14 protein-coding genes are annotated in these 13,050 nt (G+C 69.2%); 12 read left to right on the top strand and 2 right to left on the bottom strand.

Going from position 1 to position 13,050, the window contains the following annotated elements:
* Positions 1 to 62 precede the first annotated feature (62 nt).
* The 9 genes from ACFXHE_RS09185 to ACFXHE_RS09145 all read left to right on the top strand — a co-directional run bounded on the left by ACFXHE_RS09185 (position 63) and on the right by ACFXHE_RS09145 (position 8,179).
* On the top strand, positions 63 to 698 hold the full coding sequence (locus ACFXHE_RS09185) for a DUF4097 family beta strand repeat-containing protein (RefSeq protein WP_379381438.1): 636 nt from the start codon (positions 63 to 65) through the stop codon (positions 696 to 698).
* Positions 699 to 792: 94 nt separating this feature from the next.
* Positions 793 to 1,863, top strand: a complete 1,071-nt coding sequence (locus ACFXHE_RS09180) for an FO synthase (protein WP_379381436.1) — start codon at positions 793 to 795, stop codon at positions 1,861 to 1,863.
* Positions 1,856 to 3,346 carry a flavin-containing monooxygenase gene (locus ACFXHE_RS09175; protein ID WP_379381434.1) on the top strand — a complete coding sequence of 497 codons (1,491 nt, stop codon included), beginning with the start codon at positions 1,856 to 1,858 and terminating at the stop codon, positions 3,344 to 3,346. Before ACFXHE_RS09180 ends, ACFXHE_RS09175 begins: the two co-directional genes overlap by 8 nt.
* A 119-nt stretch (positions 3,347 to 3,465) precedes the next feature.
* Positions 3,466 to 4,377, top strand: coding sequence for a dienelactone hydrolase family protein (locus ACFXHE_RS09170; RefSeq protein ID WP_379381432.1), 912 nt, complete (start codon positions 3,466 to 3,468; stop codon positions 4,375 to 4,377).
* Between the two features lie 69 nt (positions 4,378 to 4,446).
* Entirely contained in the window at positions 4,447 to 5,331 is an 885-nt protein-coding gene (locus tag ACFXHE_RS09165; protein ID WP_379381430.1) for a LysR substrate-binding domain-containing protein, read from the top strand.
* 214 nt (positions 5,332 to 5,545) lie between these two features.
* Positions 5,546 to 5,731, top strand: coding sequence for a 4-oxalocrotonate tautomerase DmpI (gene dmpI, locus ACFXHE_RS09160; RefSeq protein WP_036545806.1), 186 nt, complete (start codon positions 5,546 to 5,548; stop codon positions 5,729 to 5,731).
* 153 nt (positions 5,732 to 5,884) lie between these two features.
* Positions 5,885 to 6,541 carry a hypothetical protein gene (locus ACFXHE_RS09155; RefSeq protein WP_379381428.1) on the top strand — a complete coding sequence of 219 codons (657 nt, stop codon included), beginning with the start codon at positions 5,885 to 5,887 and terminating at the stop codon, positions 6,539 to 6,541.
* Between the two features lie 362 nt (positions 6,542 to 6,903).
* On the top strand, positions 6,904 to 7,080 hold the full coding sequence (locus tag ACFXHE_RS09150) for a hypothetical protein (protein WP_379381426.1): 177 nt from the start codon (positions 6,904 to 6,906) through the stop codon (positions 7,078 to 7,080).
* Between the two features lie 109 nt (positions 7,081 to 7,189).
* Positions 7,190 to 8,179 (top strand): cation diffusion facilitator family transporter, encoded by a 990-nt coding sequence (locus ACFXHE_RS09145; RefSeq protein ID WP_379381424.1) that lies wholly within the window; start codon positions 7,190 to 7,192, stop codon positions 8,177 to 8,179.
* A 15-nt stretch (positions 8,180 to 8,194) separates the two neighbouring features.
* On the opposite strand, the gene ACFXHE_RS09140 is transcribed toward ACFXHE_RS09145, so the two are convergent.
* Positions 8,195 to 9,037, bottom strand: coding sequence for a helix-turn-helix transcriptional regulator (locus ACFXHE_RS09140; protein WP_379381422.1), 843 nt, complete (start codon positions 9,035 to 9,037; stop codon positions 8,195 to 8,197).
* A gap of 47 nt (positions 9,038 to 9,084) precedes the next feature.
* On the opposite strand from ACFXHE_RS09140, the gene ACFXHE_RS09135 reads away from it, so the two are divergent.
* Both ACFXHE_RS09135 and ACFXHE_RS09130 read left to right on the top strand, forming a co-directional pair.
* Positions 9,085 to 10,665, top strand: coding sequence for a serine/threonine-protein kinase (locus ACFXHE_RS09135; RefSeq protein ID WP_379381420.1), 1,581 nt, complete (start codon positions 9,085 to 9,087; stop codon positions 10,663 to 10,665).
* 259 nt (positions 10,666 to 10,924) lie between these two features.
* Positions 10,925 to 11,686: an SDR family oxidoreductase gene (locus tag ACFXHE_RS09130; protein WP_379381418.1), complete on the top strand. Its 762-nt coding sequence runs from the start codon at positions 10,925 to 10,927 to the stop codon at positions 11,684 to 11,686.
* A 50-nt stretch (positions 11,687 to 11,736) separates the two neighbouring features.
* Here the strand turns inward: ACFXHE_RS09130 and ACFXHE_RS09125 are convergent, their stop codons facing one another.
* Positions 11,737 to 11,991: a hypothetical protein gene (locus tag ACFXHE_RS09125; RefSeq protein WP_379381416.1), complete on the bottom strand. Its 255-nt coding sequence runs from the start codon at positions 11,989 to 11,991 to the stop codon at positions 11,737 to 11,739.
* A 305-nt stretch (positions 11,992 to 12,296) separates the two neighbouring features.
* On the opposite strand from ACFXHE_RS09125, the gene ACFXHE_RS09120 reads away from it, so the two are divergent.
* Positions 12,297 to 12,785 carry a MarR family winged helix-turn-helix transcriptional regulator gene (locus ACFXHE_RS09120; RefSeq protein ID WP_379381414.1) on the top strand — a complete coding sequence of 163 codons (489 nt, stop codon included), beginning with the start codon at positions 12,297 to 12,299 and terminating at the stop codon, positions 12,783 to 12,785.
* The last annotated feature ends 265 nt before the right edge of the window (positions 12,786 to 13,050 follow it).

The following is a 13,050-nucleotide window of genomic DNA, read 5'->3' as shown; positions in this document are numbered from 1 at the left end:
CTGTCAGCCGGGCTCGCGAAAGTAGTCACATCAGCAGCACAGACCCTCGAAGGAGAAACACCATGACCGCGTTCCAGACCCCCGAAGCCATCACCGTCGCCGTCGACGTGGCCGCCGGAAACGTCACCGTCATCGCCTCGAACCGCACCGACACCGTCGTCGAGATCCGCCCGGCCGACGCGTCCAAGAAGGAGGACGTGCGCGCCGCCGAGCAGATCCGCGCCGAGTTCGCCGCCGGCACCCTGACCGTGCAGGCCCCCAAGGGCTGGCGGAAGTTCTCCCCGCTCGCGGGCCGCGGGTCGGTCGAGGTCACCATCGAGGTGCCCGCCGGCTCCCGCCTGACCGGCTCGCTCGGCATGGGCAACCTGCTGGGCGCGGGCCCGCTCGGCGAGTGCGAGCTGGAGGTCTCCGCCGGTGACATCACCGTCGAGCGCCCGCTCGGCTCGGTCACCGCGAAGGTCGCGAAGGGCGACATCCGCGTCGTCGAGGCCACCCGCGGCGTGATCGACGTGGAAACCTCCACCGGCGACCTGTCGATCGGCATCCACCCGGGCAGCGCCGCCCGGATGGAAACCAACGCACAGAAGGGCACCATCCAGAACCAGCTGTACCCCGTCAGCCGGCCGCAGGACATCGTCGAGGTCCACGCCCGGAACTCCTACGGCAACATCACCATCGGGCACACCACCGCCGCCTGACCCGCATGGTTGTCCACATCCCGGCTCGGGGCCGCCCACCCAGCGGCACCGAGCGGGCCGGGACGCCCGGAGGGGCGGCGGTATCGTGGCGATCGTGGATCGTGGTGTCGCCGAGGTTGGCTTGTCCGATGCGGGGCGGGTGCGGGAGTGGCTCGCGGAAGCGGAGCGGAATCCGGCGGGCCTGCCGGACGCGGGATACATCGCGCTGCTGCACGCGGACGGCTCCGAGCTGGAGCGGTTGTGCGAGCTGGCCGATGCGCTCCGGCAGCGGACGGTCGGCGACGCCCTGACTTATGTCGTGAACCGGAATCTGGATACCGCCGTGGTCTCCGGCTCCGCGGCGCGGGAGCGACTGGCCGCGCTGGTATCCGAGGCGCACGCGCTGGGCGCCACCGAGATCTGCATGCAGGGCCCGCTGCCCGCCGACAGCGATGACGACTATCTGGCGCTGATCGCCGCCATCACCGAGACCGCTCCCCTGCACCTGCACGCCTTCCGCCCGGAGGAACTGCTCGACGGTGCCGCGCGCTGTGCGCTGCCCTTGGACGAGTTCCTGGCGCGGGCAAAGGATTCCGGCCTCGGATCGGTTCCCGGCACCGGTGCGCGCATCCTCGACGACGATGTGCGCGCCCGGTTGAACGGCAGCCCGGACCTGCCCGTGAGCCGCTGGGTGGAGGTGATCGAGACCGCCCACCGCGCGGGCCTGACCTCTACCTCGACCATGGTCTACGGGCATGTGGAGACCCCCGCGCAGCAGGTGGCCCACCTGCGGCTGCTCGCCGATATCCAGGACCGCACCGGCGGCTTCACCGAATTCATCGCCATGCCCATGGTTCCCGTGACCGCGGCGTCCGGCTTCCTCGATCCCGTTGTGCCCGAAGCACTCCGGCGGCAGACGCGGGCGGTGCACGCCGTCGCGCGGCTGCTCCTGCACGGGCGCATCGACAATATTCAGGCCGCGTGGCCCCGGCTGGGGCTGGCGGTGGCCGTCGAGCTGCTGCGCGGCGGCGCGAACGATCTCGGCGGCCTGCTGCTCGACGGCCGGCTCGCGCCGGAGTCCGGTCCGGAGGCCGGGCTGAGCCTCACCGTCACCGATGTCGATCGGATCGCCGCGGAGCTGGGCCGCTCGCTGCGCCGCCGCACCACCCGGTACGGCCATGCCTGAGAGCACGAATCCGGCCACCGCCGAAGGACATTCGAGCCCCGAACGGGTCGACGTGCTGATCGTCGGCGCGGGTTTCGCCGGTATCGGCATGGGCATCCAGCTCGCCCGCCGGGGCCGGGACTCCTTCGTCATCATCGAGCAGGCCGACGATGTGGGCGGCACCTGGCGCGACAACCGCTATCCGGGCGTGGCCTGCGATATCCCCGCCCACCTGTATTCCTTTTCGTTCCGGCCGAATCCGCGGTGGTCGCGGGTGTTCGCCGAGGGCGCGGAGATCCACGCCTACCTGCGGTCGTGCGTCCAGCAGGAAGCGCTGGAACCGTATCTGCGGCTGAATTGCGCGCTGGAACAGGCGGAGTGGGTCGAAGCCGAGGCACGCTGGTTCGTCCGGACCTCCCGCGGCGACTTCTCGGCCGCCACCCTGATCATCGCCACTGGACGGCTGACCGAACCCCGGATCCCGCCGGTCGCGGCGCTGGAGAATTTCGGTGGCCGGCACTGGCATTCGGCGCGGTGGAATCCGAAGGTGTCACTGGTCGGCAAGCGGGTCGGCCTGGTGGGCACCGGCGCGTCCGCGGTCCAGATCCTGCCGCGGCTCGCGGGCGAGGCCAGCGAGGTCGTGGTCTTCCAGCGTTCGGCGCCCTATGTGCTGCCGCGCGGGGACCGCTTCTACACCCCAGACGAGCTGTCGAGCTTCGCCGCCGATCCGCGGACCATCACCGAGCTGCGCGACGAGCTGTTCGCCGAGGCCGAGCTCAGCATCGCCGCCCGGCGCCGCCGCCACCCGGAGATCGATCTGCTGCACCAGCGCGCCACGGACCATCTGGCGGCCCAGGTCCGCGATCCACGCCTGCGGCAGCGGCTCACCCCCGACTACGAAATCGGCTGCAAGCGAATCCTTTTCTCCGACGACTACTACGCGGCCCTGCAGCTGGACACCGTCCAGCTGGAACCGACCGAGCTGACCCGCATCGACGACGGCCTGGCCATCGCCGCGAGCGGGCACACCTACGATCTCGAGATCCTGGTGTTCGCCACCGGATTCAACGCCACCCGGCCGTCGATCGCCAAGCACATCCGGGGCCGCACCTCGCTGCTGTCCGAGCGCTGGAGCAACGGCATGGTCGCGCACGCGTCGACCACCGTGGACGGCTTCCCCAATATGTATGTGCTAGACGGCCCGAACGCGGCGCTGGGCCACAACTCCGCGATCTATGTGATCGAGACCCAGATCGACTACGTGCTCAGCGCGTTGGACCATCTCGCCTCCAGCGCGAACACCGTCCTGGAGGTCACGCCCGAGGCGGTCCGCTCCTCCATGCTCGATATCGAGGAGCGCGCCCGCGACACGGTGTGGACCCAGGGCCGCTGCACCAGCTGGTACCGCGACGAACAGACCGGTCGCGTCACGCTGCTCTGGCCGGACTCCGCGGTCTCGTTCCGCCAGAGCAACGGCGCCTTCGATATTTCCGCCTACCGGTGACCGCGCCCGCGGAGTTTGCGACCACAGCCATGGTGGCAATCATTCGGCCATCTTGGCAGACGGCAGATCCACAGCGTTTCGGCCGAGACCGGACCGGTCCGGCGGCCTAGGCTGAGGGCATGACGCCGCTGCAGCGCTATATCGCAGAGGAAATCGCCACCGATCACGCCGAGGGCCTGCTCAGCCGCCGGGAAGCGCTACGCCGGCTGGGGCTGCTCGGCATGGGGACACCGGCGGCCGTGGCGCTGCTGGCGGCCTGCGCCGACTCGGGCAAGCAGTCCGCCCCCACGACCGCCGCCGCGAGCTCGTCCGCGTCCCCACCGGCCGCACCACCCGGCACCGCGACGGCCCTGCAGCCCACCGCGATCACCTTCGCCGGACCCGAGGGCCGCACCCTGCAGGCCGCGTGGGCCGAGGCGTCCCAGCCCATGGGCGGTGTGCTCGTCATCCACGAGAACCGCGGCCTGACCGACCACATCCGTTCGGTGACAGGGCGTTTCGCGGGCGTCGGGTACTCGGCGCTCGCGGTGGATCTGCTCTCCGAGGAGGGCGGCACCGCCACCTTCACCGATCAGGCGGCCGCCACCGCCGCACTCGGCAAGATCCCTCAGGACCGATTCGTCGCCGATCTGCGCGCGGGGCTGACCGAGCTGCAGCGCCGCGTGCCCGGAAAGAAGCTGGGCGCCACCGGTTTCTGTTTCGGCGGCGGTCTGACCTGGCTGCTGCTCACCTCGGGCACTCCCGAACTCGCGGCCGCCACCCCCTTCTACGGCCCGTTCCCCGACGGCGGCGAGGTCACCGGATCCAAGGCCGCGGTGCTGGCTATCTACGGCGCGCTGGACAGCCGGGTCGACGCCTCCCGTCCGGCCGCCGAGGCGGCCCTGGACAAGGCGGGGCTCCCGCACGAGAGCTTCGTGGCCGACAATGCCGACCACGCCTTCTTCAATGACACCGGCCCCCGCTACCAGCCCACCGCCGCCGCCGAGGCCTGGCGCCGGGTGCTCGACTGGTACGGCCGCTACCTGGGCTGACCCGGCCGGTCACGCCGACCCCGCCGCCTCGCCACAGCCCCGGGCAGGCGCTGATGGTTCCATGGGCTCGTGGAATTGCGTCAGTTGCGGTATTTCGTAACCGTCGCCGAGGAGTTGCACTTCGGGCGAGCGGCCGAACGCTTGCACATCGCGCAGCCCGCGGTGAGCCAGCAGGTGCGCCGGCTGGAACGGGATCTGGGCGTGCAATTGCTGGACCGGTCGCCGCGGCGGGTGCGGCTGACCGAGGCCGGGTTGCGCTTCCTGCCCGCGGCGCGGGGTGTGCTGGCCGCGGCCGATCAGGCCCGGGCCAGCGTGGCCGGCCTGGCGGGTGGCCGCGCGGAGGTGTTCCGGCTGGGCACGGTGACCGGACTGGCCGAACGCCTGGACGCGGTCCTGGATGCCTTCGCCGAGCAGGCGCCGCAGGTGCAGGTCGAGCTGGTGGCGTTGCCGGTGCGGGATCGGCTGGCCCGGGTGGCGGACGGCGGTCTGGACGCCGCCTTCGTGCGCTCGCCGGAACCCGGTGAGAGCCCGGAACTGGACTTCCTGCCCGCCTGGGACGATCCGCTGGTGGTGGCCCTGCCCGCCAAACACACACTGGCAACCCAGGATTCGGTCCGGCTGGCGGACCTGGCCACGGTGCCGCTGCGGCTGACCGAACGGCGCAACCATCCGGCGCTGGTGGATCTGGTGCTGAACGCATGTGTGCGCGCCGGATTCGAGCCGGTGCCCGCGCCCACCTCCACCACCCTGCAGGACACGCTGGCCGCCATCGGCGCGGGCTCGCCCATGTGGACGGTGGTCTACGAATCGAATGCACGGCAGGTCCACAACGCGCGGGTCGCCTTCCGCCCCTTCGCCGATGCGGGCCTGACCCTGCCCATCGCGCTGGCGGTGCGGGCGGATGCGGCGTCGCCGAATCTGCGCCTGCTGGGCGCTCTGCTCGCGCGCGCGTAGGGATCTCGCGGGCGCACAGGGATCTCGCGGGCGTGCAGGGATCTCGCGGGCGTGCAGGCGATAAGGATCGCTTATCACTGCGCGAACGACCTGCTCATTGGTCGGGGTGTGGTTTTCCGGTGAACTGTTCTCAGGCCGCCGAACGGATCGGAGATCGAAACCCCAGGTTCCGAGATGGCCGGTATCCCAGCAGTTTTCACGAAGGAGAACAGTCATGCCCATCGTCACCGTGCAGCAGGGCCCGCGCACCGTCGAGCTGAAGCGGGACCTGGTCCGCCGCATCACCGACGCCTTCGTGGACGCCTATCAGATTCCGGCCGAGGCCGTGCAGGTGTGGATCCACGAGACGCCCGCCGACAGCTGGGGCACGGCCGGTCGCCTGACCGCCGACGGCAAATAGCCGGTACACCGGCGGGTCGCCAGGGGGAGCCGAAACCAGCTGTGCCGCACCCGAACCGACCCGCCGGTACCGTTAGATGTCGGACCCGTGACAACCCGGCATCGACTGTGCATGCTGCCAGGTAGACCCCCGTTTTAGTGATACAACGGCAGCATGACGGAGGATGTCGGCAGCGCGGCCGTACCGACAGCGGCGGGGCGCTCGGTGGAATTCTGGGGCTATTGCATGTGGGGCCTCGCGGGACTGGCGATCGCCACCTCGGAGCTGGCGTCGGTCTTCGGACTGGCGAGCTGGCCGACCATCTCGAACACCATCGGGCATCTGGAGACTCAGCACTCGTTCGTCCGGCTCATCGTCGTGTCGGTGATCGTGCTGCTGGCGTATTACGCTGTCCCGCAACTGGCCACCCCGCCCGAGCCCACCCCGCAGATGGTCGCCGGGCGCACCCTCACCGTGAACGGCCGTGTCACCAACCCTTATTCGCCGATCACCCTGCTGGGCGCGGGGTATCTGCTGGCCGCGATGGGCACCTTCGTCTTCGGCGTCCTGTTCGCCGCCACCGACCGTGGCATGCACCCACAGTCCTACCTGGGCGCGTACGTCCTCTACGGACTGATCGCCCTGATGTGGGTCATCGTGCCCAGCATTCTGGCCATGTTCTTCAGCCGAGATGTGCCCTTCCCCACCCTGTTTCGCACCATCGGCTACCTGGAGCGCCGCGCCCACCCGATCGCCGCCGTCCTGCTGGCCGCACTCGTGGTGCTGCTCATCCACCTGGCCTTCTACCCCTGGCCCCGGGTCCAGAGCTGAGCGCCCGGCAACGCCGAACCCGTTGCCCCCGAACTATTTACGACCGCGTAGCAACAGGAACGCGGCATAGGCCGCGCCGGAGATGCCGATAACCACGACCACACCGATGGTTGTCAGAATTGCGTCCACCCTTGTGATTCTAGGCTTTTCGGCCCTCGGACGGGGCGCTGTCAGCCTGGAACGGTGCGACCGCCGGCGAATCACCAGCGCGTCGGCCACCGACACCGGCAGTGTCGTGATCTCGGGTGTGCGCACCCACCGGCGCTGCGGGACGCCCGCGGCGCAGTAATGGGCGAACCGATCCCGCGCGGGCCCGGCGTGCCGCGAGTGCTCGATCCCCGGAACAGGCGTATGCAGGAGCTATGGGTCGCCATCCGCAGCGGACGCCGTTCTATGGGGCGCTGATGCTGATCGGGGTCATGCTCACCGGGCTGTGGGTCCGGGACTGGCCCTGGCTGTGGCTGCGAGCAGCCGGGTTCGTCGCATTGTTCGTGATCGCGTTCGCCGGGTTCCTCATGACGTTCCGCGACCTCTCATGAGAGGCCGGAGCTTTCTCCGGGCAAACCACCCGAATCGGACGTGTCACAAACATTGCATACATAGCGATTCATGCATATGGTGTTCGTCGGGCACTACCGAAGGAGGGTTATGGGCGGGCACGAGCATTCACACGGGCATGACCACGCCGGACATTCGCACGGCGCGACCGCCGACAGCGACAAGCGCTGGCTGGCCGGCGCGCTCGCGGTCATCGTGGCGTTCCTGCTCGGTGAGGTCGTGGTCGGCCTGGTCGCCAGTTCACTGGCACTGCTCTCCGACGCCGCCCACATGCTCACCGACGCGGCCTCGATCGTGCTGGCACTGTGGGCCATCCGGCTGGCGGCCCGGCCCGCCGCGGGCCGCATGACCTACGGCTGGAAGCGCGCCGAGATCCTCTCCGCCCAGGCCAATGGCCTGACCCTGCTGGGCCTGGCGGCCTGGCTCACCTACGAGGCCATCCGCCGCCTGATCAACCCGCCCGAGGTGACAGGTGGCCTGGTGCTGGCCACCGCGCTGGTCGGCATCGTGGTGAACGTGCTGGCCGGCTGGATGATCAGCCGCGCCAACCGGACCAGTCTCAATGTCGAGGGCGCGTATCAGCACATCCTCAACGACCTGTTCGCATTCATCGCCACCGCGGTCGCCGGTCTGATCATCATGCTCACCGGCTTCGCCCGCGCCGACGGCATCGCCACCCTGATCGTGGTGGTGCTCATGGTGAAGGCCGGCGTCAGCCTGGTCCGCGCCTCGGGCCGCATCTTCCTCGAGGCCGCGCCCGCCTACCTCGACCCGATCGAGATCGGCCGGGAGATGGCCGAGGTGGACTGCGTCATCGAGGTGCACGACCTGCACATCTGGGAGATCACCTCCGGTACCCCGTCGCTGTCGGCGCACATCCTGGTCGGGCCCGGCACCGACAGCCAGGCGGTGCGCGCCGCGGTCGCCGCCATGCTCTCCGACACGCACCACATCGATCACAGCGTGCTCCAGGTCGACTACACCGACCACGCGGAATGCCCGGACACCGAGCACGACCACATCCCACACTGCCAGGACGCGCACGGCCCGGTGCACCGCAAATCCATTGCCACGAACTGAGAGTCGACCGCTGGTTCAGGCGTGCACCGAGTGCAGCCCGGCGAGCCGGGCCAGCGCCGCCGCGGCCGGTGACTCCGGCGCGGCGGTGTACACGACCAACAGCTGGTCGGGATCGCCCGGCAGCGCGAGGGTTTCGTAGCCGAGTTCCAGCCGCCCTGCCTCGGCATGCTGAATCAGCTTGGCGCCGCGCGTCTTCTCCTTGATCGGATGCGCGGCCCACAGCCGCCGGAAGACCGCGCTGCGGGCGGAGAGTTCCCCGACCAGGGCCGCCACCCGCGGATCGTCGGGATGCAGTCCCGCGTCGCGCCGCAGGAACGCGACGGTCTCGCCGGCCACCGTCTCCCAGTCGGGATAGAAGGTGGACGCGGCGGGATCCAGGAACAGGTAACGCGCCTGGTTGCGTTCCGCGGCGGGTATGCGCGAGAAGCCGGATACCAAGTCGCCGAGGGTATTCCAGGCCAGCACATCCATGCGCCGCCCCAGCACGAAGGCGGGCGCGGTGAGGGCGTCGAGCACCAGCCGGACACCGGGGTGGACGGTGTCGCTGTAGACGCTGGACATGGTGGTCGGATGCGCGTCGACGGTGCCGCCCGGCCGGGCCAGCGCGTACAGGTGCAGTCGCTCCTGATCACTCAGCCGCAGGGCACGGGCGACCGCGTCGAGCACGGCATCCGAAACATGTTTGCCGCGACCCTGTTCCAGGCGGATGTAGTAGTCGACGCTCACCCCGGCCAGCTGCGCCACCTCCTCACGGCGGAGGCCGGGGACCCGGCGGCGGCCGTATTCGCGCAGCCCCGCGTCCGCGGGCTGGATGCGGGAGCGGCGCGAGCGCAGGAAGTCGCCGAGATCGTTCTGCATGGGGTCCAGCGTACGAACCCATGCTGTTCCGGGGGTACGGTCAGAGCATGTCCGGGCGGCACGGCGGCTCGTTCGGGACCTATCGTCTCGAACGCTTGCTGGGAAGTGGCGGCATGGGCGAGGTATGGCTGGCGCGCGACCGTACCGGCAGCACCGTAGCCGTGAAGGTGTTGTCTGCCGCGAACTCGGCAGATCAGGGCTATCGGCGTCGCTTCGAGCGAGAGGCTCGGTTGGGGGCTCAGCTGCACCACCCGCATATCGTGCCCATTCGCGCCTTCGGTGAAATCGACGGGCATCTGTTCCTGGAGATGGCCTACATCGAAGGCATCGACCTGGCCGCGCGCCTGCGGTCAGGCACCATGGCTCCGGCTCGGGCTGTGGAGGTCATCACCCAGGCGGCCGAGGCGCTGGATGCCGCACACGCGGCGGGACTTATCCATCGGGATGTCAAGCCGGGCAATATCCTCGAGCACACCACCGGTTTCGTGTACCTGATCGACTTCGGCATCGCCCGCGCCGCCGACAGCACCGCACTCACAGCCACCGGTCTGGTCGTGGGCACGTTGGAATATATGGCACCGGAGCGGTTCACCGGCACGCTCGACGCGCGCTCCGATATCTATTCACTGGCCTGTGTACTCTACGAAGCCCTCACCCGGCATCCGCCCTTCAGCGGCAACCCGGCACAGCAGATGCACGCGCATTTGATGTCCGAACCACCGCACGCCTCGCAGGCTGCCCCTGCTGTCCCGACCGCGCTCGACGATGTCATCGCCCGCGGCATGGCCAAGAACCCGGACAATCGCTACGCAAGCGCGGGAGAATTCGCCGCTGCCGCGCGAGCCGCCCTGGACCTGCCTGCACCGGCACGACCGCCCCCACCGATCCTGGACTCGGCGGCCCCCGGCCCCAGCCCGCCGAACCGTGTCATAACTGCCACCGGCCCGGCGGCGACTCACCCAGTGACGCACCAGTCCCACGCATCCTCACCTGCCCCTGCCGCACATTCCGATCCACGACGAAATCCTTTGGGACCCAAATGGATATCGGCGGCGGCCGGGCTTGCACTCATCGCTGCGGTGGTTCTGTGGCTGTTTACCAGCGGCCTCGATACCGGGTCGGGCCCAGGTACGAGCATCCCGGCGCAGCCCTCTTCCTCGGCGACAACAGCGTCCGGCCCGCCGCCGTTCACGATCGGCGGTCAGCCCGCAGACCCGGCGCACACGGTGTACGACGGCAGTTTCGCCTTCACCGTGAGCGATGTGGTTTCCGGAGTACTTGTCACCGCCCCGGCGAACGCAGACCGCGTCTACACCATCGTGACACTGACGGTCACGAACATATCCGGACGTCAGCAACTGTTCACCATCGCCGCTCAGCGCCTGATCACCGTCGACGGCCGCTCGGTAGCCCCCGATGCAACCGCCACAGCGAGGCTTCACCCGTACAACGGCGAGTTCCACCAGTTCGCTCCCGGCACCACTACCACGATTCCTCTCGCCTTCGAACTCCCCGATAGAGAAGGCAACAAGAATGACGATATGGGCAAAAAGAAAGACGTCACTCCGAGCCATCTGATCCTGCACGGGGAGCCCTCATCACCCGGCGTGACAGTGCCGATCCGCTAGCCGACACAGATCGTGAGCATGGCCCTATCCGGCGTGTCCGAGTGCTGCGAACTGATCCAATTCTGCTGGCGTGTAAGGTCGTTCGCTGCTCGAGGCCGTCCCGGTCCGGCATGGAACCACTGGTGAAGGTCGGGCTGCATGGGTCCATGTGTACGAACCCATCCTGGTACCGGCAGACCCAGGAAAACCGCAACCCTCGTTGCCGATCACGCGCGCTCGCAGGATGAATGCACACGCAGAAAGCGAAGGAGCATTCGACATGAGCTACGAGAACCTGTCCGGCCGCACCGCCGTCATCGCCGGAGCCGCCAGCGGCATGGGCGAGGCCACCGCACTGCTGCTGGCCCGCAACGGGGCCCGGGTGGCACTGCTGGCGCGGCGCGCGGACCGGCTCGACACCCTGGCCGCCAAGATCGAAGCCGAGGGCGGGACCGCGCTGGCGGTGCCGGTGGATGTCACCGACTCGGCCAGCGTGATCGCCGCGGCGGACGCGGTGCGCGCCGCGTTCGGCCCGGTCGACCTGGTGGTGAACTCGGCGGGCGTGATGCTGCCCAACCCGATCACCGACGGCCGCGAGGACGAGTGGACCCGCATGCTGGAGACCAATGTGGCCGGGCGCCTGCGCATGATCCGCGCCTTCCTGCCGGACCTGCTGGCCGCCGCGGACGCGGGCCGCACCGCCGACCTGGTCAACATCTCCTCGATCGGCGCGCACGTGGCGTTCCCCGGCTACGCGGTATACGGGGCCACCCAGGCCGCCATCACCCAGCTGTCGGCGACGCTGCGCACCGAGCTCGGCGCGCGCAAGGTGCGCGTCACCAATATCGAGCCCGGCCTCACCGACACCGAACTCGGCAGCCACATCGACAATGTCGAGCTCAGCGCCGAGCTGGACGGCATGTTCGGGTTCATGGAGTCGCTGCGCGCGGACGATATCGCCGATCTGATCGCCTACACCGCCAGCCGTCCGGCGCACGTGAACCTGCGCCAGGTGGTCGTCCTGCCGACCCGGCAGGCGTGAGCGGATCGGGTAGCCGCCCGGCGAAATCGGCCGGGCGGCAGCCACTTCCGTCAGATCAGCGCGCCCGCCGTATTCAGGTCCGCGCCCGCGTAGGGTCCGGCCGGGGCGAGCACCAGGGTGGCCTCGGATGCCAAGGCCAGCGCCTCGATCAGCTTGCGCGCCAAGGCATTCGAATGCTCGGCGAGCTCGCGGTAGGTGAGGGTGACGGTCCCGGAGACCACGGCCGGAGCCTCCGGATCGTAGGAGGCGGCCCGGGTGAGCAGCTGGGCAGCGTCAGCGCGACGGCCGTGCCGGTATCGTTCCACCGTCGTAGCTGCCGTTGCCAATCGTAGGGCGAGCCGGTGGAGCTACCGGCGAACGTCGTTGCGGTATCGCAAACATCCGGAGAATCAGCAAGCATTGCCCCCCGAAGTCCAGACCTGCGGATTGCACCGGAGCGCGGCGGTTTCGCGCTCCGAATGCGGACAGTACCGCACCGCAGCAGCAAGTCCGCTGCTATTCGACTCGTGCCGCAAATGGAAGAATGATCGGGCGACGGGGCAGCGGCAGGACGGCGACCACTCTTTCCGCTGTGATAGACAGATTCCGCAGCTCGCGACGAAAGGACGGCATGGGACAGCCCGCGGATTCGTCCGGACATCCGGTCTCGTCCGAAAAACCCACGGCCCGTGTGGAATTCGAGACCATGCTGCTCGGCCGCTACTCCATTGCCGCCCGCTACCGCCGCGAAGGCACCCGCCTCGATCGCAGCGCCTACGTCCTGCTCAGCCGCCTCAGCGTCGAGGGACCCATGTCCATCGGCCAGCTCACCGAGGCCTTCGGCCTCGACACCTCGACCGTCAACCGGCAGACCGCCGCCCTGCTGCGCGCCGGACTGGTCGACCGCATCCCTGACCCCATCGGCGGCATCGCCCGCAAATTCCGCATCACCGACATGGGCGAACAGGCCCTGGAGGCCGAGCGTCGGGCCAATACCGAGGGCCTCGACCGCGTCATGGTGAACTGGTCCGCCGACGACGTGGCCGCCTTCGCGAGCTATCTCGAACGCTTCAACACCGATATCGAGCGCCTCGACGGGCGGCCCTGGCCTCGCCCCTGACGGATCGCCGGGGTGCGCACCCGAATCCGACGGTGCTTCAGGCGATGCGCACCGCGACCCGGCCCCGATTGCCGCGGGTCTCGATGAGCTCGAGTGCGGCATCCATCTCGTCGAGCGGAAGAATGGTGTGGCGCGGGGGGATTAGCCCCCCCCCCCGCAGGGTGCACCCTTAGGGCCCCCCCCCCACCCGCACATAGGCCCGCGGACGGCGGGGGAGGGCCCAACCGAAACCCCCCCCCGTGATAAACCCGCCCAGCACGCAGCC

Source organism: Nocardia sp. NPDC059229, from assembly GCF_042754165.1.
Classification (GTDB): Bacteria; Actinomycetota; Actinomycetes; order Mycobacteriales; family Mycobacteriaceae; genus Nocardia.
Note: the sequence above shows the minus strand (reverse complement) of the source record. Positions and strands in the feature narration are given on the sequence as shown.

What these genes read in the sequence shown, in the direction of transcription:
- ACFXHE_RS09185 (WP_379381438.1), top strand. Translation starts at nt 63, where the DNA reads ATGACCGCGTTCCAGACCCCCGAAGCCATCACCGTCGCCGTCGACGTG.
- ACFXHE_RS09175 (WP_379381434.1), top strand. Translation starts at nt 1,856, where the DNA reads ATGCCTGAGAGCACGAATCCGGCCACCGCCGAAGGACATTCGAGCCCC.
- ACFXHE_RS09170 (WP_379381432.1), top strand. Translation starts at nt 3,466, where the DNA reads ATGACGCCGCTGCAGCGCTATATCGCAGAGGAAATCGCCACCGATCAC.
- dmpI (WP_036545806.1), top strand. Translation starts at nt 5,546, where the DNA reads ATGCCCATCGTCACCGTGCAGCAGGGCCCGCGCACCGTCGAGCTGAAG.
- ACFXHE_RS09155 (WP_379381428.1), top strand. Translation starts at nt 5,885, where the DNA reads ATGACGGAGGATGTCGGCAGCGCGGCCGTACCGACAGCGGCGGGGCGC.
- ACFXHE_RS09150 (WP_379381426.1), top strand. Translation starts at nt 6,904, where the DNA reads ATGGGTCGCCATCCGCAGCGGACGCCGTTCTATGGGGCGCTGATGCTG.
- ACFXHE_RS09145 (WP_379381424.1), top strand. Translation starts at nt 7,190, where the DNA reads ATGGGCGGGCACGAGCATTCACACGGGCATGACCACGCCGGACATTCG.
- ACFXHE_RS09140 (WP_379381422.1), bottom strand. Translation starts at nt 9,037, where the DNA reads ATGCAGAACGATCTCGGCGACTTCCTGCGCTCGCGCCGCTCCCGCATC.
- ACFXHE_RS09135 (WP_379381420.1), top strand. Translation starts at nt 9,085, where the DNA reads ATGTCCGGGCGGCACGGCGGCTCGTTCGGGACCTATCGTCTCGAACGC.
- ACFXHE_RS09130 (WP_379381418.1), top strand. Translation starts at nt 10,925, where the DNA reads ATGAGCTACGAGAACCTGTCCGGCCGCACCGCCGTCATCGCCGGAGCC.
- ACFXHE_RS09120 (WP_379381414.1), top strand. Translation starts at nt 12,297, where the DNA reads ATGGGACAGCCCGCGGATTCGTCCGGACATCCGGTCTCGTCCGAAAAA.